Source organism: Methanomassiliicoccales archaeon LGM-DZ1 (assembly GCA_030168595.1).
Classification (GTDB): Archaea; Thermoplasmatota; Thermoplasmata; order Methanomassiliicoccales; family Methanomethylophilaceae; genus Methanomethylophilus.
This window is the reverse complement of sequence record CP115556.1, coordinates 474,227-494,496: the sequence shown is the minus strand read 5'-3', so window position 1 is coordinate 494,496 and position 20,270 is coordinate 474,227. Positions and strand designations below refer to the sequence as shown.

The following is a 20,270-nucleotide window of genomic DNA, read 5'->3' as shown; positions in this document are numbered from 1 at the left end:
ATGGCCGAGGATGCTGTCAGCAGGCTGGCGGCCGTCTGCCGCGAGAAGGGGCTCAGGGTCTCCGCGGCGGAATCCTGCACCGGCGGCCTCATCGGCGCCGAGATCACTGACGTGCCTGGGAGCTCATCGTTCTTCCTTGGCTCGGCCGTCGTCTACTCGAACACCGCCAAGGAGGACATCCTGAAGGTGCCCCGCGGGATCCTCTTCGAGTTCGGGGCGGTGAGCGAGCAGACCGCATTGTGCATGGCGCGCGGCTCCCTGGCACTGTACAGGTCCGACGCCGCGGTGGCGGTCACCGGCATCGCGGGCCCCGGAGGGGCTACCGACACCAAGCCTGTCGGCACCGTCTGCATCGCGGCCGTATCCGGCAGTTCGCACAAGGCCGTGACCTTCCATTTCAAAGGGGACCGCGAAGATGTCCGCCGGCAGTCCGCCGAAGCGGCCCTGACCATGCTCTCAGAGATCTGCGAAGGCCGCCCATGAACGGGCGCTACAGCCGCCAGCTGCCCCTTCTGGGAGAGGAAGGGCAGGAGAAGCTGGCACATTCGAAGGTCGGTGTCGCCGGGTGCGGCGGCCTCGGGACTTCCGCTGTCACCGCCCTGGCATCCGCCGGCGTGGGGGAACTGGTCCTGGCCGATCCGGACACGCCGGAGATCTCCAACCTCAACCGCCAGTTCGTATACCGCGAGGACTCGGACCGGCCGAAGGCGGAGCTCCTGAGGGAGTGGGCGCTGTCTGTCAATCCTCACATCAGGGTGTCCGCATATGTCAGGGAGATCGACAGCAGCAGCGCCGGCATGGTGTTCGAGGGATGCGACGTGGTGCTAGACTGCCTCGACAGCATCTCGTCCCGCAGGGAGCTCAACAGGTGGTGCGTGAGTAACAGGAAAATCCTGGTGCATGCCGGTATCTCCGGGATGCAGGGGCAGCTGACCGTGGTGGTCCCCGGGAGGACCCCTTGCCTCGAATGCCTCTACGGGCGCGTGAAGGAAGCGGACAGACCGACCCCGTCGATGGGGGCGGCCGTGATGCATTTCGGTTCGGCCGAGGCTCTGCAGGCGATCATGGTTCTGACCGGCGTCGGAGACCCACTTATCGGGAGGATGCTTACCTCCGACCTTTCCGTTCCTTCCTATGAGGTGCTGGACGTCTGCAGCGATCCCGGCTGCCCTGTCTGCGGGAGTCTGCGCCGCCGCAAATAAGACAGTCTTCTTCTGTCCAGGATTTTAAAATTATGGAAAACGTCCGGGCCGGGAGGCCCGGTAAGATGTTTTGCTCTCAGACTTACTGGGCCTTCTGCTTCAGGATGGCGAACGCCTGTCCGGCGGTCGCGCAGAGGCAGATGATAGCTCCCAGGAGGACCGCGTAGGCTCCGCCGCCGACCTGTACAGGGTCGTCGATCTCGTCCCAGGTCGCGAAGAGCACGAACAGGATGATGGAGATCAGCGAGAACACGAAGACGATCAGGGGCATGGAGGCCTTGATCTTCTTAGACATGTTAGGCACGAGGATGGAGACGAACTCGAGGATCAGCATGATGACACCGAGGATGGTGACTATCATGGGGATGTTAGACTGCCAGTCGTCGAGATCATCGTTGCTGAACAGGTCTATGCCGGTTGCGGAAATGTCAGGGTTAGTATTGACATCGAGCCAGGTCATAAGGACCGAGAACACCATCAGTATGATGCCCATCAGCGCAAGCGTCCCTGTCGCCTTGTTGATTTCAATGTTGAGCTTCGCCATTGTTCAGGCCTCCTTCTTCTTGACGGTCGCGATGACCTGTCCGAGGTTGCAGATGACGCAGATGACCGCACCTACGAGGGCAGTCCAGCATCCGGCGCCTGCATCGCAGGGGTCGGTCGTCACGAGCAGAACGGTGTGCTCGTCGAACAGGTCCCAGCATGCGAAGAGCGCGCAGAGGATGATTATGACGATGCCGAAAATGAAGGTGAGCGAGGGCATGATCGCCTCGATCTTCTTGGACATGTCAGGCATGATCAGAGATATGATTTCAAGAATGAGCATGATGATTCCGAGGATGAAGACGATCAGGGGAACGTTCTGCTGCCAATCGTCATAGTCCCCGCCGTCAACGAGGTCTCCGATCTGGAGCCCGCTGTATCCGAGGTATGCATCGTCGACTGCAATCCAGTTCATGAAAATCGCAGCGACGACCATCATGATGCCCATGACCGCGATAATCCCGATGATACGGGAATCGATCTTGGTTTCCATTTGGTATCACTTCCATCCCTCCCATCTGGAGGTTGGATACGTAATCGCGATGAACTATTAAATAGAATTTGATGTTATCTTTAACTTCATAAAGCCGATTTAATTCAAATTATCTTCATACTACTATCATATTTTGTAAATGTCATATCATTACAAAAAATATGACGTACTTTCCGGCCAATCTGAATTTTATTAACACGGCCGCCGGATCACCGTCCTTTCCGGCAGGCATCGGCGGCCCGTCTTTCGGCTGGGAATAAATATGTTGTAGCAGATGGCCCGAAACATGAAGAAGATCATGACCGGCAAGGTCAAAGAGGTCTACGAGATCGACGACGATACCCTGGAGTTCGCCTATACCGACCACATTTCCGTTTTCGATAAGATCATACCTTCTATGGTCCCCCACAAAGGCGAGACCCTGTGCCGCACCGCGAAGTACTGGTTCAAGGTCCTCAACGACAACGGGATCTACAACCACTACATCTCCGAGCCTGCCAAGGACAGGATGGATGTCAAGCGCGTCCGCGTCATCAGGGACTACTCCCAGATCAACAACAAGACCACCAACTACCTCATCCCCCTGGAGATCATCTGCAGGCATTATGCCGCCGGTTCGCTGATGGACCGCGTCAAAGCAGGGAAGATCAAGGCCGAGGACCTCGGGTTCCCCAAGGGCCATGAGGTGAAGTACGGCGAGAAGCTCCCCCAGCCCTACGTGGAGGCGACCACCAAACTGGAGGCCACCGACAGGAACCTCACGACGGCCGAAGCGAAGAAGATCGCCGGCCTGACCGACAGCGAATACGACGAGATCGTCGCCACCACCCTGAAGATCGATGAGATCATCGCGAAAGAGGCCGCCAAGAGGGGGCTCATCCACTGCGACGGCAAGAAAGAGTACGGCTACGACAAGGACAGGAAGCTCATGGTCGTGGACACCTTCGGTACTCTCGACGAGGACCGCTGGTGGGACGCCGACGAGTACGCCAAGGGCAACATCGTCGAGCTCTCCAAGGAATTCGTCAGGCAGTACTACCGCGAGACCGGCTACCACAAGGCGCTCTACGACGCCCGCGAGAAGGGCCTTCCGGAGCCTGACATACCTGCTCTCCCCCAGGAGATCATCGACCGCGTGAGCAAGCTCTACGTCGACATGTACGAGCGCATCACCGGCGAGAAGTTCTGAGCGGGCCCCGCCGGGAGATCCTCAGGAAAACCATTTCCGGGCGGCGGGGCATCACCCTGCCGTCCGTTCATCATCTTTCTCTGTCGTTTTCTGCTGTTCTGCTGCAGCGAACTCAGGCGTTCATTCCCTCACGGGATTGGCCTTGCCGGTCAGGTGCTCGATGTCGATCTCCCAGACCCAGGCGCGTCTGCTCCCAGATTCTGCCTGCCGTTCCCACGTGTCCCCGCACCCGGGGGACAGCCCTTTGCAGATGGCCATCCATCCTTCGTGCTGGTCGGGGCATCTGCGGACGGTGCCGAACGCCACCGCGCTCTCGTAGCGGTCAGTGTACTTCTCAGGGACCACATGCGACCTCGATACAACAGTGAAGCAGACCCTGGCCCCGTCCCTGAGGCAGGCGTTGAGGAGGCTGTCCTCCGAGTTTGTATGATGGAAGTATATCCTGCCGTCCCTGTAAACGTGGTTGACGGCGGTGCTGTACGGCCAGCCGTCCGGGGTCGCCACCGACAGTACCCCGAAGGAGGCTCCGGCCAGGATTCTCTCGGCATCGGCCGCCGGGACCTCCCTGTCGGCCCTTCTCATCGGCTTGTCATGCTGAAGTTCCATAGTATTCCTCTGCAATCTGGGTCATATGATCGGAGCAGCGGTTGCGCCGGACGGTCGCGTTCCGCGCTCATTTCAGGACGGCGAACGTGCGGTTCAGACCGACAGGGCAGTCTGCCTTGCCCTCCGTCCTTTCAATGGTCACCTTGGTCCCGTCCTCGATCCCGGGCGGGTTGCATTGGAGGTAATGCGGGCATCCGGTCTGCCCGCAGGCGGCGGCCTTGAACTGGACGGTGGCGCCTTCGAGTGCCAGCTTGGTGTCCACGGACCCTTCCCTGGAGACCTTCTCCACCTCTACGACCTGCATCTGCTCCCCGGTGAGGGCGCATTCGTGCACCGGGCGCCTGGGCTTCCTGACCATGTACTCGGAGCCTTTCTCCAGGTTAAGGCAGATGTCCCTGACCTTGCATTCGCTGCACTCAGGTTCGGGGCCGATGTAGACGAAGCGCCTGCCGGCCTCTGCCCTCTCCTTGCCGATCAGCGTCAACAGTATCATGATGTCAGCCTCAGATCACTCCGGTCGATTTGGCCAGGTTGTAGGCGGCGTTGCGCGTAAGTCCGTTCTCGCCCAGTATGGTGTACCTGTCCTTCCTCACCTTGTTGGCCTTCACCAACGCTTCCACGCACTCCTCGGGCGTCAGCCCGATGCCGGCGGCGGTGGTGGGGGCTCCGATGTTGGCCAGGGCGTCCCTGATGCGCTTCCAGTCTCCTCCCTGGAGGTAGGTCATCATTATGCAGCCGACGCCGGTCTGCTCCCCGTGGAGCGCCCTTCCCGGGAAGAGGAGGTCCACCGCATGCGAGAACATGTGCTCCGAGCCGCTAGTCGGCCGGGACGTCCCGGCTATGCACATGGACACCCCGGAGGCGATGATGGGCTTGAGGACGAGCCAGACGCTCTCCTCCAGCCCCGGTTTTATCCTGTCCGAATCCCGGATTATGGATTCCGCCGCGTAGTCCGCGATGGTGTACGCGGAATTGCTGAACTCCTCGTCCTTTATCTTCCTGGCGAGGTTCCAGTCGTTCAGCGCGGTCTTGTTTGATATCACGTCCGCGCACCCGGATGCCAGGTACCTGTAGGGGGCCTTCACCAGGACCTCGGTGTCGGCTATGACCGCCATCGGGGGCTCTGCCCTCACGGTGAGGGGGTTCCCGGTCTCGTCCTTCATGGAGGCGCGGTCCGAGCACACGCCGTCATGGGCTATCGATGTGGGTATGCTCACGAACGGTATGCCGAGGTCCTTCGAGATCATCTTGGCGGTGTCGATCTTGCTGCCGCCGCCGACCGCGAGGATGAACGATGCCCTGGCCTCCTTGGCGGCCTTCTCTGCGGCATCTACGCTCTCCCTGTCGCATCCGCCGGTGAAGACGGGGATGGCGTTGTACTTCTCGGAGACGATGTCCTCCACCATCTTCCCGGCCGCCTCGTAGGTCTTCCTGCCGGTGATGATGATGCCGTCCTCCCCGAAGAGAAGGGAATCGCAGATCTCAGCAGTCTGTTTGAGGACCCCGTGGCCGAAGACGGTCGTCCTGGGGAAGTTCATCGACTTGGCTTTCGTGAATTCCTCCGTGATATCGCCTTCCGACGCTAAGGTATGAAACTATAAAAGCCGTCCATCGGATACAGCGGCCATGCGCGCGCTCGTGCTCTGCGGAAGCGGCAGAAGGGACGGTTTCACCTCCGCCATGTGCTCCGGGGCAGAGGATGCGCTCAGGGAGGCCGGGTGGGAGGCCGAGGTCATCCATCCGTCCGAGCTGGCGATATCCCACTGCGATTCGTGCGGCGGGTGCTTCGGCGGAGAGGGATGCACGAAGAGGGACGGCATGGACGCCGTCTATGAAGCCTTCTCGGAGGTGGACCTCCTGATCCTGTCGTCCCCGGTGCATTTCAGCGGCCCGTCCTCGGCCATTAAAATAGCATTGGACCGCTTCGACTGGATCTGGCACATGCACGGGTTCCGCCATCCGGCCCTCGCCGCCGGGCTGGTTTGCGGCGGATCCGACGTCCCGTCGTTCAGATGCGTGCTGTCGGTGTTCAGGTCGTTCGCCGCCGCGACCGGCTCGGAATGGGCCGGCGACCTGTGCCTCGGGGGCACCGACCGCGGGGACAGGGAGTACTTCCGCAGACGCTCGGGGGAGTTCACCCAAGAGCTTCTGGAACGGGCGGGAGGACGTCGGTGAGGACGTCGTCCGTGAGCCTCCTGGAACCCGGGACATAAGAGATTATCGAGGCATCGCGGGAAGCGGACTCCCAGAATCCGGTGGGGAGCTCCCCGCCGATGTCCCAGACCATGATCTTGCCGTATCCGGTATCGGCCAGGTCCTTCACCGCTTCCAGCGGGCCTCCGCGGCCCCAGTCCGCCCTGCCGTTCCGGACGGACACCAGCGGAACGCACTGGTCGGAGAGGCTCAGCGCCTCCTCCAGGACCCCGCGCCCGCGGATTCCCGACACGGGGATGACGAGCTTCGCCAGGCCCGGCAGGAACGCGTCCAGGATGTCGTCCGCGGTCTCGATGCACTCGATGAGCCAGACATCGTTCCCGGGGACCTTGCAGAGCTCCACGAACGTCGGGTCGAACCTGCGGGACGATATGCTCCCCGCATCGGCGAGGACGACGGCCCCGCGGCGCTGGCGGGGCTTGATGGCATCTATGGACTTCAGGCTGACCGGGTCCGATACAGCCAAGATGCCGCCGAAGGACGGCCTCCCGGCGCAGACCTCGTGCCCGGCGATCTTCCCGAAGAGTATGGGGTAGTCCGCGGTATCACTCTCCGGCCCTCATTCCTCGCGGTCCTCCGGCCTCTTCCGTGCAGGGTCGGCGGGCCTCCTGAACGCCGTTACTGCCTGCCAGATCCCGACGGCGGCCGTCACCGCCGAGCCGATGAGCGCCAGCCATACGCCGATGCCGGCGGTGCATCCGGATGTCCCGTAGAACATGCTCCCGTCCAGCATGTATATTGTCCCGCCCAGGACGTCCCAGAATGCGAAGAGGAGGGCCAATACGATCCCGGCGGCCCCTAGGAAGGCGGCCGTCGACGTGATGACGGAGTCCGCTGCGCGCGGTATGTCAGGATAGGCGGCCTTGATGAGCTCCAGAACGAACGCGGCGAGCCCGAAAGCGAGCATGAACACGGGGATCTGCATGCAGAAGCTGCCCGCCTTGACCATGGTCCCGCCGGAGAGGACGTACAGGTCGGGCGAGTCAGAGAACAGCTTCCATCCTGTTGCGTCCAGACCGTTTATCCATGTGAGGAATGCTGAGGTCGCCATCACCAGCGCCCCGGCGGCGGCCGCTAAGGCCAGGTTCTTGGACATGATGCTCTCTGCCGTGCTCGTTCACCTGCGGCACAGACGGCGCCGTTCTTACTTAAACGGTGCGCAGCCGGTTATGCGCATTCTTTGTACATAGGCCATCCCGGGGAACGGTCCGGGTGATGTTATTAAAAGCGCCTTAGGAGATTCCGAGCGCGGAGGTAGCAACCACGGCAATCCAATACTACAAATGCGAGAAATGCGGAGAGGTCTTCGAGAAGGCGTACACAGGCAAATGCAACTGCACGCCCGTCTGTTGCGGGCAGGCGACTGCGAAGCTCACCGCCCAGACGGCCGATCCCGATGAGAACAAGCACGTCCCCTACATCGTCAGGCAGGACGGAGGGATCCTCGTCAAGGTCGGCAAATCCGCCGCCCACCCCATGGAAGAGGACCACTACATCGTGTTCATCGCTATCGAGGCCGACGGCATCTATATGAGGAAGAACCTCAAGCCCGGGGACAAGCCCGAGGCGTTCTTCCCGACCGATGCCAAGGACGTCGTCGCGTACGAGTACTGCAACAAGCACGGCCTCTGGACTTATAAGGAGTGATCCTGCCGCCGGCGGGACCGGCGGCGAAAACCTCTTTCCTTTACATTTTCCCCATGCATCGGAGGTTTCTCCGGAATCTCCAGCGTCTGGTATATATCGCCAAATGTGCATCTCCCAGGCGAAGGTCCGCAGATGGCAGAGCAGCAGAAGGCGGCGGCTAGGCACAAATCGCTGGCGAAGGCCCGCGAGAACGATGTCGAGTCCAAGAAGAAGAGATTCGAGAACGAGAAGAGCGCGCTCCGCGCTTACAAGGATGACCGCAAGGAGCAGATGAAGAAGGTCCCGAAGGAACGCAAGGCCGAGGAGAAGGAGAAGACCAAGGCCGAGATCGCCAAGAGGAAAGAGCTCATCTCGAAATACCGCGCCGAGTACAAGGAGGCGGCCCGCGAGCTGAAGGCCGACAGGGACGCCAAGAAGAAGGAGGAGCTCGGCCTCAGGTCCGCCGACCGCAGCGGGCAGAAAGAGGAGAAGACCCAGAAGGACAGGGACGGGCAGAAGGGAGCCTCCTCGGACAGCGGCGCCGGGGGAACGGAAGAGAAGAAGGACTGATCCCTTCCGGGGCGTCCTGACGCCCTTTAATTTATGTGCCTGCGCGCGGGCATCCGCGCGCGGGCTTCGATGTATTTTTATAGAGTTATAAAATGGGCCGTATCGCCGTCGGAGGCACGTGAGAACGGCCTCGCGACCGCCCGCAGGGAGCGCCAAATTATCTCGGCGCCGCTGACGGGTCGATGATGACGGATCGGTGGTTTTAAATGACTCAACAAACCAGTGAAAGCGCTGTGGTATCGGAAGACATGTTCGCGGTCAGCCAGTACAACCAGCTTGCGCTCTCTGGTGTGGGGCCCATCAAAGATGTGAAGATCTTCGATACCACGCTGAGGGACGGCGAGCAGGCTCCGGGCATCGCTCTGAACCCGGACGACAAAGTGCGCATCGCGCAGGCCCTCGACGACCTCGGGACGGATATCATCGAGGCGGGCTTCGCCGCCTCCTCGGACATCGAGAGGGACATCCTGAAGCAGATCGGGAAGCTGGGCCTGAACGCCCGCGTCTGCAGCCTGGCCCGCTGCGTGAAGAAGGACATAGACGCGGTCATCGATTCCGACCTGGACTATGTCCACACGTTCATAGCCACCTCGGACCTGCACATGAAGTACAAGCTCAAGATGACCCCCGAGGAGGTCAAGGCCAAGGCCGTCGAGACCGTGGAATACGCCCGGGAGCACGGACTGGACGTCATGTTCTCCTGCGAGGATGCGACCCGCACCAGGATGGACTTCATGAAGGACATCCTGCTGGCCGTCCAGGATGCCGGGGCGGAGAGCGCGAACATACCCGACACCGTCGGCGTCATCATACCGAAGGCGTACGGGGCCATGATCAAGGAGCTGCACTCGGCCCTGAAGATTCCCATCTCCGTGCACTGCCACAACGACATGGGCCTGGCCCTGGCCAACTCCCTGGCCGCCGTGGAGAACGGCGCCACCATCGTCCAGGGCTGCCTGAACGGGATCGGAGAGAGGACCGGGAACGTCGCCCTCGAGGAGGTCGCCGTCAACCTGTACGCCAATTACGGTGTGAAGACCTACGACCTCTCCAAGATCGCGTCCACCTGCGCCCTGGTGGAGAGGATCACCGGGTTCAGCCTGGCCGCCAACAAGCCGATCGTCGGCTACAACGCGTTCGCGCACGAGTCCGGCATCCATGTGCACGGCGTCATGGCCAACTCCCTGACCTACGAGCCCTTCAAGCCCGAGGTCGTGGGCGCGAAGAGGCACATAATCGTCGGCAAGCTGTCCGGCTCGCATGCGGTGGAGGGCAAGCTGGAGGAGATGAACATAAAGTTCCCCCAGGAGCACATGCCCGAGCTGATGGAGGCCGTCAAGCGCATGTCGATGACCGGCAAGATCGTCACCGACGCGGAGCTGGAGGCCATCGCCGAGGACATCATGTGGAAGAAATCGGTCGAGAAGCGCGAGTGCGTCCTCGACGAGCTGACCGTGGTCACCGGCAGGACCACCACCCCCACCGCCACCGTGAAGATCACCCGCACCGACGGAAAATCGGTGACCGTGGCCGAGACCGGCGTCGGCCCCGTCAACGCGGCCGTCAACGCCATCAGGAAGGCCATCAACCCCAAGATGACGATGGAGGAGTACAAGCTCTCCGCCATCACTGGCAAGTCGGACTCGATGTGCCAGGTGGCGGTGACCATGAAGAACGTCCAGAACGACGGGGAGATGTCGTTCGGGAGGGCCGTCGGGACGGACATCGTGGAGACCTCGGTGGACGCCACCATGGCGGCCATCAACCGCGACTTCTCCCGCGTCAAACGCAAGAAGGAATGCTGAATGGGAAAGACAATCGCAGAGAAGATCCTGTCCGCCCACGCCCATACGGACGCGAAGGCCGGGCAGATCGTGGTGGCCGACGTCGATTACGTGATGGTGAACGACGTCACCGGCCCCATAGCTTTCAGGAAGTTCGAGGAGATCGACGCCGCCAGGGCGCCGTCGGAGAAGAAGATGTTCAAGGACCGCATGGTCCTCATCCCCGACCACTACGTTCCCAACAAGGACATCCCCTCCGCCATCCAGGCGAAGGAGATGAGGGACTTCGCGGCCAAGTACGACCTCCCCAACTACTTCGAGATCTGCGAGGGCGGCATCTGCCACCAGCTGATGGTCGAGAAGGGCTTCGCGGCCCCCGGCAGGCTGATCGTCGGCGCCGATTCCCATACCTGCACCTACGGGGCGGTCAACGCCCTGTCCACCGGGATCGGGTCCACCGAGGCCGGAGTGGTCTTCGCCACCGGCAAGCTGTGGTTCAAGGTGCCGGAGTCCATCAAAGTGGAGCTTACCGGCAAGTTCAGGAAGAACGTCGGCGGCAAGGACCTGATCCTCAAGATCATCTCCGATATCGGCGTGGACGGCGCCGCCTACAAGGCGCTCGAGTTCTGCGGCCCCGGGGTCGCCGAGATGAGCGTGCCCGACAGGCTGGCCGTCTCCAACATGGCCATCGAGGCCGGCGGGAAAGCAGGGATATTCCCCTGCGACGACCGCACCCGCGAATACATCAAGAACGATGTGCGCGGGACCTACGAGGCCGTCGATGCCGACCCGGACGCGGTCTACTGCCGCACCCTGAAGTACGACCTCTCCGAACTGGAGAGCATGGTGGCCTTCCCGCATCTGCCCGAGAACGGGCACCTGGTAAAGGACGTCGACGTGAAGATCGACCAGGCCTACCTCGGGAGCTGCACCAACGGCAGGATCGAGGACATGCGCGCCGCGGCGGAGATCCTCAGGGGCAGGCACGTCGCGAAAGGCGTCCGCATGATCGTCGTCCCGGCCACCCAGCGCGTCTACAGGCAGATGCTGGAGGAGCACCTGACCGAGGTCTTCATCGATGCCGGGGCATACGTATCCGGTCCCACCTGCGGGGCCTGCCTCGGCGGGTACATGGGCATCCTTGCGCCCGGCGAGAGGGCGGTGTCCAGCACCAACAGGAACTTCATCGGCAGGATGGGCGACAAGGCATCGGAAGTGTACCTGGCCGGGCCTGAAGTGGTCGCGGCCTCGGCCGTGGCCGGGAAGATCGTCACCCCCGATCAGCTGGAGGTTTCGCAATGACTTCTAAAATCGTTGAGGGGAAGGTTTGGAGGTTCGGCGACAACGTCGATACCGACCAGATCATCCCCGCCGAGAGGCTGGTCGTCACCAACCTCGACCACCTGAACGACTTCATCTTCGAGAAGGTGAGGCCGGGCTTCGCGGAGAAGGTCGGCAAAGGGGACATCCTGGTGGCTGGGAAGAACTTCGGCTGCGGGTCGTCCAGGGAGCATGCTCCCCTGTCGCTCATGGAGGCAGGGTTCAGCTGCATCATCGCCGAGTCGTTCGCGCGCATATTCTACCGCAACTCGATGAACATCGGGCTCCTGCTGGTGGAATGCAAGGCGGACGCTAAGGAGGGGGACACCGTGAAGGTGTCCATCTCCGAGGGGAAGGTCGCCGATGAGACCAGCGGCAAAGAATGGAGCTTCGAGAAGTACCCGGAGTTCATCCAGAAGCTGATCGACGCCGGCGGGCTGGTCAACCTGGTGAAGGAGGGGAAGTTCTGATGAAGCATTTCGCGATAGTTCCCGGGGACGGCATCGGCCCCGAGGTGATAAGGGTGGGCACGGACTGCCTCGAGGCACTGTGCCAGATATCGTCGTTCGATTTCGACGGAGAGGTATTCGACATAGGCGGCGAGCGCTACCTGAGGACCAAGGAGCTCCTGACCGACCAGGACATCTCCGACCTCAGGAAGAAGGACGCCATCTACTTCGGCGCCATCGGCGACCCGAGGATCAAGCCCGGAGTCCTCGAGGGCGGCATCCTCCTGAAGATGAGGGCCGTCTTCGACCAGTACATCAACCTCCGCCCGGTCACCTCGTGGTTCCCGTACGTCCCGCTCAAGAGGGAGGTCCCCTTCGACATCCACTTCCTGAGGGAGAATACCGAGGACTTCTACATGGGCCTCGGAGCGAAGCTCAGGAAGGACAACGGCTATGAGGCGAAGATCGGCGTCAAGAGGGAATCCTACGACATGGACTTCGATGTCAGGGCCCGCCCGTCCGCGGATGACGAGTACAGCATCGAGATCGGCATGCTCTCCCGCAGGGGAGTGACCCGCTTCGCCGACTACTGCTGCAGGTACGCCAAGGAGAGGGGCGAGAAGAAGGTCACCCTGGTGGACAAGGCTAACGTCATCACCAACAACTACGGGATGCAGAGGGAGATATTCGCCGAGAAGGCCAAGGAGTACGGCCTGGACCTCGAGTACATGTTCGTCGACGCGATGAGCATGGCCATGATCGTCCGCCCGGAGACCTTCGGCACCGTCGCCGTCCCCAACCTGTTCGGCGACATCCTCACCGACCTCGGCGCCCAGCTCCAGGGCGGCCTCGGCATGGGCGGGTCCGGGAACATCAACCCCGAGGGCCTCAGCATGTTCGAGCCCATCCACGGCTCCGCGCCCGACATCGCGGGCCAGGGCAAGGCCAACCCCATAGCCGCCGTGCTCGCCGCCGAGCTCCTCCTCAAGAACCAGGGATTCCCCGAGGAAGGGAAGATGCTGCATGCCGCCGTCAGGCACTGCCTCGACACCATGCAGGTGACCCCGGACCTCGGAGGCAAGCTCAAGACGGCCGAGGTCGGGAAGGCGATGTGCGACTTCATCCTCAACCAGAAGAAGTGAGGGCATGAAGCTCTCCCTCGAGATTCGCTTCCCCTATCCGGACCGCAGGACAGCCGAGGCGGTGCTGTCGGCGGTATCGCCGGAGAACGCCGGTTACGTCGAAGCGGGCATCGAGGGGAGCACGGTGACGTTCCGCATGGCCTCGGATTCCCCCGGGACCCTCCGGAACACGGCCGACGACCTCCTGGCCTGCATCAAGGCGGCCGAGGGGGCCGCCGGGATACCGTCCGGGCCTGCCGGCGGCGGCCCCGAATAAGTTTTTCATATCGTACGGTCTAGCAATGCTCCGGGAGGGATGGCCTGTTGCCGAAGAAGATATTGATCATCGAATGCAGTCTTAGGAAGAACAGCAATACCGACGAGCTCGCCGAGTCGTTCGCGAAGGGCGCGCTGGAATCGGGGAACGAGGTCTCGATGGTCTCGCTCAAAGGGAAGAAGATCGGGTTCTGCAACGGATGCCTCGTCTGCAACCAGACCGGCAAATGCGTCATAAAGGACGATGCCGCCGAGATCGTCAGCGCCATGCGCGGGTCCGACGTCATCGTCTGGGCCACGCCGGTCTACTATTACAGCGTCAGCGGGCAGATGAAGACCCTCATCGACAGGGCCAACCCGCTCTACGGCGCGGAGTACAGCATAAAGGACGTATACCTTCTCCTGGCGTCCGAGGACAGGGATGCCGACCATGCCTCCGAAGGCGCGGTGAAATGCCTTCAGGGCTGGATCGAGTGCCTACCCGGCGTCCGCCTCGCCAAGGTCATCTGCGCCGCCGGCGCGGCCGAGCCCGGGGCCGCCATGGAATGCGCCGCGTTCCAGCAGAGCTACATGGCCGGAAAGGAGATCGTCTGAGGAAGGGCCGGGAGATACCGGGCAGCCGTTCCCCAGCGGAAGCCGGGGGATCGGAGCGCCGGTTCACTCCTCGCCGTCCTTCCCCTCTTCCTTCCCTGTCCTGGTCTTGACGGCGACGCCTTTCTTCATCGCCTGGATCTCGCTCTTCACGAGGAGCATCCTGCCCGTTCCGACGACGTTGTCCCTGCTGTCGGTTATTATCGCCTCGTCCTGAGGTACCAGGCCCTCGTCGGCATCGAGGACGAACTGGGCGAAGACGTTCCTTCCTTTGGCGACGAAAGGCACCGCATCATCGGCCACCTGCACGCGCATGGCCGGCTTCGGGACCTTCGCGGCGATCTTCTTGGCGCCCTCGATCCTCAGGGTGAACATGCCGTCACCGGCGCGCATGGAGAGCACATGCTCCCCGTCGACGATGACGTTCCTTATCTTCCCAGTCTTGCGGCTGCGGATGTAGTCGATCTTCCCGTCAAGCAGGGCGTCGGCGGCATCGGTTCCGAACTGATAGCGCGCGACGGCCTTGATCCTCTCGATGTCGTTCTCCCTGACCTCTTCCTCGGAGGGCTCCCCGCCGAACTTCTTCTCGAGGTCGGTGAACGACACAGTCTCCTCGAAGAACGAGGAGAGGAACTGCATGGTGAGATCTTCAGACTCGTTCTGGGTATCCGTGTCCTCGATCTCCGGGAACACCGACTGGGCGATGGGGTACAGCTCATCGAGCTCCGCCGGCACCGGGCCGAAGGGGGAGAGCACCACCGGGGTGTAACCCTGCCTCCTGGCGTTGACGAAGTCCGACACGAACACCCTCGAGTAGGGCTTGCCCTCGGTTCCGTAGAACACAGCGGCCTTCTTGGTCCTCGGCACATAGCGGGACATTATCCTCTTCTCGTACCTCAGGAACACCGGCCGGCCGCGGGTCTCCACCCCGGTGTAGAACACGGCACCTTCCCTGGAGACCGGGTCGAACTTCTCCAGGTAGTCCTGGTACTCCCTGAGCCTCCTGAGGCCGCACAGCAGGGCGGGATGGACCCTGCACCTGACCTCCGCCAGTTCCCAGAGCCTGCCCTCGAGGATGTACCTCTTGACGAGTGCCAGCTCGCGGACGATCTGGTAGAGGTTGTGCTTGGCGATGAGGCGGATCCTCTCATTCTTCCCCATGGCCCTGAGGGCCTGGAGGGTGGTCCCGCGGCAGGCGGGGCAGTCGCAGTCCAGGGACTGCATGTCCTGCAGCCTGAACGTCCCGTCGATGAACATCATCCTGTCGTCCTTGGCGTATTTCGCATAGGATGCCGAATCGAAAAGGTCGCATCCCATGAGAGTTGCGAAGGCGAGGATCATCGGGTGGCCCGCACCGAACAGGTGGACGGGGCGGTTCGGGTTGAGCCCCATCTTCGAGGAGACGATGACATCGACCAGCTCCGAGTAGCGGTACTGCTCCATCAGCGGCACCACTCCGCCGATGGGATGGACATCGATGTCCATGGACGCCATCTTCCGGGCGCAGTCCTCCCTGAGGTCCGGGTACACCGATCCCTGGACGACGCCGTTGATCATCATGTCCCCTTTGAGCGAGACGGCCTCCTCGGTCCTCTTCAGGGTCTCCTTTATCGATTCCGCGGTCTCCTCCTTGGTCCAATAGGGCTCGGTGAAGATGTCGAGCACGGTGCCGATGTCGGTGCCGATGGACTTCTGGAACTCCACGATCTCCCTGTTGGTGAGCTCCACTTCCCCGTACATGTGGCTCTGGAACGTCCCAGAGTCGGTCATGATGATCCCGGGGAAGTCCAGCATCTCGTGCAGGCCGACAGACTGCGCCTTCTCCTTCAGGTCCGGGGTGTTCCGGATGATGTAGGAGTTGGTGATCATCGCCCTGAAACCGAACTCGTCATAGAGCTCGCGGGGGAGGACCGTCTTTATCTTGGGGTTGATCACCGGGAGCAGAGCAGGCGTCTCGCAGCTGCGGCCGGACGTCGTGGTGAACTTCCCGATGCGGGCCATGCCGTCCCTCTTGGAGATCTCGAACATGAATTCGGGATTGGACGGGATTTATAAAAAAGGGAAGGTGGCCGCCAGGACGGCGGCCGCTTGATGTTTCAGTCGGAGCTGTTCCTGAGCTCTTTGATGCGGAGCTTATCGGCGTCGGCGTACGCCTTGGAGAGGGCGTTCTTCATCAGGATGTCCGAGATGTCCTCGATTATCCCGGTGTCCCATTCGTCCGGGGACCTCTCGGTGACCACGATGACCTGCGAGCGAACGGAGTTCTCGTCGTTGACCTCCGGGCGGCGGATCTCGAGGCCGTCGAGGATATCCTCCACCCTGCGGCCGTTGATGACGATGTCGTTGGGGCCCTCCTGCTCCACGCTCTCGTACTTGGTGGAGACGCCGGCGAACTTCATCTCGACGACGAGATGGTTCATGTACTCGTCCATCTCCTTGACGGACTTCCTTCTGATGTCCTTCCCCTCCGGCGCCTTGGGGTCTCCGGAGTGATGATACACGATGTTCACTAGTGCCATTGCGCCACTGTATCGCGGTCATCCTGCATAAAAACAATGCGGAGCAGGATGTCTAAGACGGTTCCCGCTCCACAGATCCTGCTTCTATGGGGTACGTTGCGCATAAGGTGCGGTGGCCCGTCATTCCATTTCCGAGAGGATCTTGGTGGCCTCTTCGTCGCCCTGCTCGGCGGCCCTCTTAAGGAAGGACACCGCCTTCCAGCGGTCGGATGCCAGGAGGATCTTCCCCGCCAGCAGCTGGGCGCCGGCATGTCCCAGCTCGGCGGACCTCGACAGGACCTCGGCTGCGCCTGCCGGGTCTTTCTCCGTCCCGTTCCCGCGGAGCATCATGGAGCCTACGGCGAACAGGGCATCCGAAAGCGCATCCTCGTCCGATGATGAGTCCTCCGACGCCTTCCTGTAGAGGGCGAGGGCTTTCTCCGGGTCCTTGGGCCCCCCGATCCCGTTCTCGTACATGTAGGCCAGATTGTAGGCGCACGGGCCGTGGCCCCTGTCCGCACCCCATCTGTACCACTTGGCGGCCGACGCCGGGGACTTCTCGAGGCAGATCCCGTTCTCGTAGATCTGCCCGAGCACGTACATGGCGGTCTCGGAGCCGCCTTTAGCGGCCTGCTCCAGCCAGTAGACGGCGGTGTACACCGACTGGCCGGTGCAGATGCCGTCCAGGTACGCCAGCCCGATCTCGAGCTGGGACTGCGGGTCCTCCGCCCTCTTCAGCGCCGCGCAGTACTTCGGGCCCTCCGGCTCTCCTTCGTCCTCCTCCAGCTCCTTCCTGGCGCCGGAGCTGCCCCACCTGGCCGCCTCCAGGAAAAGGTGCCTGGCGACCGTCTCGGACCTGTCGACGCCGAGACCCAGGCGGTAGAGCCTCGCGAGGTGGATCTTGGAGCCCGTGTTCCCCTGCCTCGCCGCCCTTTTGAAAAGGACGGCGGCCGTCCCGCAGGAGCGGTTGACGTTCATCCCCCTCTGGTACATCCTCCCCAGGTTGACCTGTGCGGGCGCGAAGCCCGAGATGTTCCCCTTCTGGAACCAGGTCATGGCAGCATGGAGGTTGAGGTCGCCTCCGTCCGGGTCGAGGTAGATCAGGCCGAGGTTGTTCTCCGCCCTCACGTTGCCGGCGGTGGCGGCGCGCTCGTTCATCTCGATGGCATACGAACGGGACCGTTTCACTCCCAGCCCCGCCTCGCTCAGGAACGCGATGGCCGCGGCGCAGTCTATGTCGCCCTCTTCGCAGCCGCGGTCGTACCATTTGGCGGCCTCGCGGTACGACTGCTTCGTGCCGTGCCCGCTCTCGAACATCGTGCCCAGGAGGAACATGGCGCGGACGTTGCCGCGGGAGGCCGCTTTCTTGTAGAGCTGGAACGCCTGCACGTAGTTCTGGTCCCCGTCGGCGCCGATGCGCCAAAGGTCCGCCTGGCGGATCATCTCGGAGGCAGATTTCGGACGGCGCTTCCCAGAGGAAATCATAAGCGCTCATCAATTGTGACATGGATATAAACTGATTGCAGCCGGCGGCCGCGTTGCCTATTCGCGGGGGCTATGCCGCCTGCATCTCCAATCGCCAGTTTTATAATGCCGTCGCTGCGTCCTGCGTTCATGTCCATCCTTTTCGACAGGGACGGGGAGTACAAGGTCGTGATCCTCGTCAGGCAGGACATCAAGATGTCCAAGGGGAAGACGGCCGCGCAGGCGTGCCATGCGGCCGTATCCTGCGCCCTCCAGGCCGAGAAGAGATCGCCCGCCGATTACCGTGCCTGGGACTCGGGCGGGGCGAAGATCTCCGTGCTGAAGGTCCCGGATGAGCGGACGCTCTTCGAGTTCAAGGAGATCGCCAAGGCCAACGGCATCCCGTGCTCCCTGGTGTGCGACGCCGGCAGGACGGAAGTGGAGCCCGGGACGTACACCTGCCTCGGGCTGGGGCCGAAGAAGCAGTCCGAGCTCGACAGGTTCACCGGCGACCTGAAGATGCTCTGATCCCGGCCACGATTGTCTCTGGGTCATCTGCGGACATGAGCCCGGACATCAGGCAGACGCCGGCGGCGCCCGCTTCCGCCGCAAGGCGGGCGGCAGGGGCGTCCATCCCGCCTATGGCCAGGACCGGGACGCTTGATGAGGCGCATACTTCCCTCAGAGCCCCGAACCCGGCGGCAGGCTTCCCGGGTTTGCAGGAGGTCTCGCAGACATTGCCGAAGACGAGCATGTCCGCGCCGAGTCTGCAGGCATCGGCGGCCTCCAGGAGAGAATGGACCGAGACGACCGCCTTCATATGCGCCGGCCTTCCTTTCTCTTCCAGTTCCGCGAAGGTCATCCACGCCCCGTCAGCCCCCAGCTCCTCGGCGCGGTCCGCCCCGCCGTGGGCTATGAACTCCGTCCCGAAGCTCTTGCAGATATCCATGATCAGATGTGCCAGCTCCATGTACTCTGCACGTCCCAGGTCCCGTTCGCGCAGAACGACGGCGTCGGCCCCGCCGCGGCAGATAAGCTCGATCTGCTCCGCCAGGGGCCGGACGCAGTGTTTCCGGTCGGTGACGGAGACGATCAGCATCGGTCGGACCTCACGTAATCGTTGAAAACCGGCTGCAGCCCTTCGGCCCTCAGGTCGCGGACGACCTCCTCCACGCCTCTTCTGTCGGAGAGGTCGAACTGACCGTCGCCCTGGTCCTTCACCGTGCTGTGCCCTCCGATCCTGACGGACGACCCGGCGGAGATCTTGGTGGCGCAGATGTTCACGATCCCGTCGCGGAACCTCGGCAGCTCCCTGGTGGAGATGGTCTCTCCGGCGAACGGCATGAACAGCCTGTACGCCATCGCCGTCTGCAGGAGGTCCCTCTCGGTGACGGCGGTGTCGTCAGTCGGGTGGCTGCTGCACGGCCTCAGCCTGGGCAGAGAGTAGGAGATCTCCGCCCAGGGGTACTTCCTCTGCAGGAGGTATCCGTGGAGCCCGCAGGCGAACGCGTCCTTCCTCCAGTCGGGCCTGAGGCCCAGGAGCGCGCCGAACGCGACGCCCCTCATCCCGCCCATGAGCGCCCTCTCCTGGGCGTTGAAACGGTAGGACATGATCCTCTTCGCCCCTCCGGCGTGGAACTTCCTGTAGGTCTCCGGGTCGTAGGTCTCCTGGAACACCGTGACGTAATCGGCGCCGCAGGCATGCAGCCTTCCGTACTCGTCCGAGTTCAGGGGATAGACCTCCAGCCCGATGCTGGAGAAGTGCTTCTTCGCCTCCTTCACGCACATCTCGATGTACGCGGGATCGGAGTATTCCCTGGATTCTCCGGTGAGGATGAGTATCTCCGTCAGCCCGGTGGCGGCGATGTTGGACATCTCGATCTCCACCTCTTCCGGGGTCAGACGGGCGCGCCGGATGTCGTTGTCATGGTTGAACCCGCAGTAGAGGCAGCGGTTGTCGCAGTAGTTGGAGGCGTACAGGGGGGTGAACATGCAGACCGAGTTCCCGAAATGGCTGCGCGTGACCGCCCTCGCCTTGGCCGCGATGTCCTCCATGAAGGGGACGGCCGCGGGGGAGAGGAGCGCGCCGAAGTCCTCCGGGCCGAGCCGGTCGGCCGCGAGCGCACGCCTGACGTCCCTCTCGCCGAACGATCCCGGATCGTACGCGGACTGCTCCTCCATGACCTCGTCCATGATGCCGTTGGGGATGGCCTCCATGTGCGGCATGTAGGCGCATGCATCGTACTCGGTGCGGTAGGCCATCTCGCTGCCTCAGGAACCCGGTCAGCGGGCTCGATGCCTCGCCCCTGTCGGAGAGGACGCGT

25 protein-coding genes are annotated in these 20,270 nt (G+C 62.4%); 13 read left to right on the top strand and 12 right to left on the bottom strand.

Going from position 1 to position 20,270, the window contains the following annotated elements; genetic code table 11:
* Both O8W32_02350 and O8W32_02345 read left to right on the top strand, forming a co-directional pair.
* Complete coding sequence (locus O8W32_02350) at positions 1-483, top strand: CinA family protein (protein ID WII09684.1); 483 nt, start codon at positions 1-3, stop codon at positions 481-483.
* On the top strand, positions 480-1,202 hold the full coding sequence (locus O8W32_02345) for a HesA/MoeB/ThiF family protein (protein ID WII09683.1): 723 nt from the start codon (positions 480-482) through the stop codon (positions 1,200-1,202). The genes O8W32_02350 and O8W32_02345 overlap by 4 nt, the downstream gene beginning before the upstream one ends.
* An 82-nt stretch (positions 1,203-1,284) precedes the next feature.
* On the opposite strand, the gene O8W32_02340 is transcribed toward O8W32_02345, so the two are convergent.
* Both O8W32_02340 and O8W32_02335 read right to left on the bottom strand, forming a co-directional pair.
* Positions 1,285-1,746, bottom strand: coding sequence for a hypothetical protein (locus tag O8W32_02340; GenBank protein ID WII09682.1), 462 nt, complete (start codon positions 1,744-1,746; stop codon positions 1,285-1,287).
* Positions 1,747-1,749: 3 nt separating this feature from the next.
* Complete coding sequence (locus O8W32_02335) at positions 1,750-2,238, bottom strand: hypothetical protein (protein WII09681.1); 489 nt, start codon at positions 2,236-2,238, stop codon at positions 1,750-1,752.
* 286 nt (positions 2,239-2,524) lie between these two features.
* On the opposite strand from O8W32_02335, the gene O8W32_02330 reads away from it, so the two are divergent.
* Positions 2,525-3,427 carry a phosphoribosylaminoimidazolesuccinocarboxamide synthase gene (locus O8W32_02330; protein ID WII09680.1) on the top strand — a complete coding sequence of 301 codons (903 nt, stop codon included), beginning with the start codon at positions 2,525-2,527 and terminating at the stop codon, positions 3,425-3,427.
* A gap of 120 nt (positions 3,428-3,547) precedes the next feature.
* Here the strand turns inward: O8W32_02330 and O8W32_02325 are convergent, their stop codons facing one another.
* From O8W32_02325 to O8W32_02315, 3 genes are all read right to left on the bottom strand, one after another.
* On the bottom strand, positions 3,548-4,033 hold the full coding sequence (locus O8W32_02325) for a pyridoxamine 5'-phosphate oxidase family protein (protein WII09679.1): 486 nt from the start codon (positions 4,031-4,033) through the stop codon (positions 3,548-3,550).
* Positions 4,034-4,100: 67 nt separating this feature from the next.
* Entirely contained in the window at positions 4,101-4,526 is a 426-nt protein-coding gene (locus tag O8W32_02320) for a UPF0179 family protein (protein ID WII09678.1), read from the bottom strand.
* A 10-nt stretch (positions 4,527-4,536) separates the two neighbouring features.
* Positions 4,537-5,571, bottom strand: coding sequence for an NAD(P)-dependent glycerol-1-phosphate dehydrogenase (locus O8W32_02315; GenBank protein ID WII09677.1), 1,035 nt, complete (start codon positions 5,569-5,571; stop codon positions 4,537-4,539).
* Between the two features lie 88 nt (positions 5,572-5,659).
* On the opposite strand from O8W32_02315, the gene O8W32_02310 reads away from it, so the two are divergent.
* On the top strand, positions 5,660-6,208 hold the full coding sequence (locus tag O8W32_02310; GenBank protein ID WII09676.1) for a flavodoxin family protein: 549 nt from the start codon (positions 5,660-5,662) through the stop codon (positions 6,206-6,208).
* Here O8W32_02310 and O8W32_02305 read toward each other — a convergent pair.
* Positions 6,168-6,713, bottom strand: coding sequence for a hypothetical protein (locus O8W32_02305; protein WII09675.1), 546 nt, complete (start codon positions 6,711-6,713; stop codon positions 6,168-6,170). The genes O8W32_02310 and O8W32_02305 overlap by 41 nt on opposite strands.
* A gap of 93 nt (positions 6,714-6,806) precedes the next feature.
* A complete protein-coding gene (locus tag O8W32_02300; GenBank protein ID WII09674.1) occupies positions 6,807-7,343 on the bottom strand; it encodes a hypothetical protein in 537 nt (178 codons plus the stop codon).
* Between the two features lie 344 nt (positions 7,344-7,687).
* Between O8W32_02300 and O8W32_02295 the strand changes: the two genes are divergently transcribed.
* The 8 genes from O8W32_02295 to O8W32_02260 all read left to right on the top strand — a co-directional run bounded on the left by O8W32_02295 (position 7,688) and on the right by O8W32_02260 (position 13,987).
* Positions 7,688-7,894: a desulfoferrodoxin family protein gene (locus O8W32_02295; GenBank protein WII10036.1), complete on the top strand. Its 207-nt coding sequence runs from the start codon at positions 7,688-7,690 to the stop codon at positions 7,892-7,894.
* A gap of 132 nt (positions 7,895-8,026) precedes the next feature.
* Entirely contained in the window at positions 8,027-8,443 is a 417-nt protein-coding gene (locus O8W32_02290) for a hypothetical protein (protein ID WII09673.1), read from the top strand.
* A gap of 233 nt (positions 8,444-8,676) precedes the next feature.
* Complete coding sequence (locus O8W32_02285; GenBank protein ID WII09672.1) at positions 8,677-10,248, top strand: 2-isopropylmalate synthase; 1,572 nt, start codon at positions 8,677-8,679, stop codon at positions 10,246-10,248.
* Positions 10,249-11,529: a 3-isopropylmalate dehydratase large subunit gene (locus tag O8W32_02280; GenBank protein WII09671.1), complete on the top strand. Its 1,281-nt coding sequence runs from the start codon at positions 10,249-10,251 to the stop codon at positions 11,527-11,529.
* Complete coding sequence (locus O8W32_02275; protein ID WII09670.1) at positions 11,526-12,017, top strand: 3-isopropylmalate dehydratase; 492 nt, start codon at positions 11,526-11,528, stop codon at positions 12,015-12,017. The genes O8W32_02280 and O8W32_02275 overlap by 4 nt, the downstream gene beginning before the upstream one ends.
* A complete protein-coding gene (locus tag O8W32_02270) occupies positions 12,017-13,138 on the top strand; it encodes an isocitrate/isopropylmalate family dehydrogenase (protein ID WII09669.1) in 1,122 nt (373 codons plus the stop codon). The genes O8W32_02275 and O8W32_02270 overlap by 1 nt, the downstream gene beginning before the upstream one ends.
* 4 nt (positions 13,139-13,142) lie before the next feature.
* Entirely contained in the window at positions 13,143-13,394 is a 252-nt protein-coding gene (locus O8W32_02265; protein ID WII09668.1) for a KEOPS complex subunit Pcc1, read from the top strand.
* 47 nt (positions 13,395-13,441) lie between these two features.
* The gene (locus O8W32_02260) at positions 13,442-13,987 is read left to right on the top strand and encodes a flavodoxin family protein (protein WII09667.1); all 546 of its coding nucleotides are present in this window, start codon (positions 13,442-13,444) and stop codon (positions 13,985-13,987) included.
* Between the two features lie 63 nt (positions 13,988-14,050).
* Here O8W32_02260 and tgtA read toward each other — a convergent pair whose 3' ends face one another.
* The 3 genes from tgtA to O8W32_02245 form a co-directional block, all read right to left on the bottom strand.
* Positions 14,051-16,012 (bottom strand): tRNA guanosine(15) transglycosylase TgtA, encoded by a 1,962-nt coding sequence (tgtA, locus tag O8W32_02255; GenBank protein ID WII09666.1) that lies wholly within the window; start codon positions 16,010-16,012, stop codon positions 14,051-14,053.
* A 68-nt stretch (positions 16,013-16,080) separates the two neighbouring features.
* The gene (locus O8W32_02250) at positions 16,081-16,503 is read right to left on the bottom strand and encodes a hypothetical protein (protein WII09665.1); all 423 of its coding nucleotides are present in this window, start codon (positions 16,501-16,503) and stop codon (positions 16,081-16,083) included.
* A 120-nt stretch (positions 16,504-16,623) separates the two neighbouring features.
* Positions 16,624-17,967, bottom strand: coding sequence for a sel1 repeat family protein (locus O8W32_02245; protein ID WII09664.1), 1,344 nt, complete (start codon positions 17,965-17,967; stop codon positions 16,624-16,626).
* Between the two features lie 129 nt (positions 17,968-18,096).
* Here O8W32_02245 and pth2 point away from each other — a divergent pair, with 129 nt between their 5' ends.
* Complete coding sequence (pth2, locus tag O8W32_02240) at positions 18,097-18,474, top strand: peptidyl-tRNA hydrolase Pth2 (GenBank protein ID WII09663.1); 378 nt, start codon at positions 18,097-18,099, stop codon at positions 18,472-18,474.
* Here pth2 and O8W32_02235 read toward each other — a convergent pair.
* Positions 18,449-19,045, bottom strand: coding sequence for a thiamine phosphate synthase (locus tag O8W32_02235; GenBank protein WII09662.1), 597 nt, complete (start codon positions 19,043-19,045; stop codon positions 18,449-18,451). The genes pth2 and O8W32_02235 overlap by 26 nt on opposite strands.
* The gene (gene thiH, locus O8W32_02230; GenBank protein WII09661.1) at positions 19,039-20,208 is read right to left on the bottom strand and encodes a 2-iminoacetate synthase ThiH; all 1,170 of its coding nucleotides are present in this window, start codon (positions 20,206-20,208) and stop codon (positions 19,039-19,041) included. Before thiH ends, O8W32_02235 begins: the two co-directional genes overlap by 7 nt.
* Positions 20,209-20,270 lie beyond the last annotated feature (62 nt).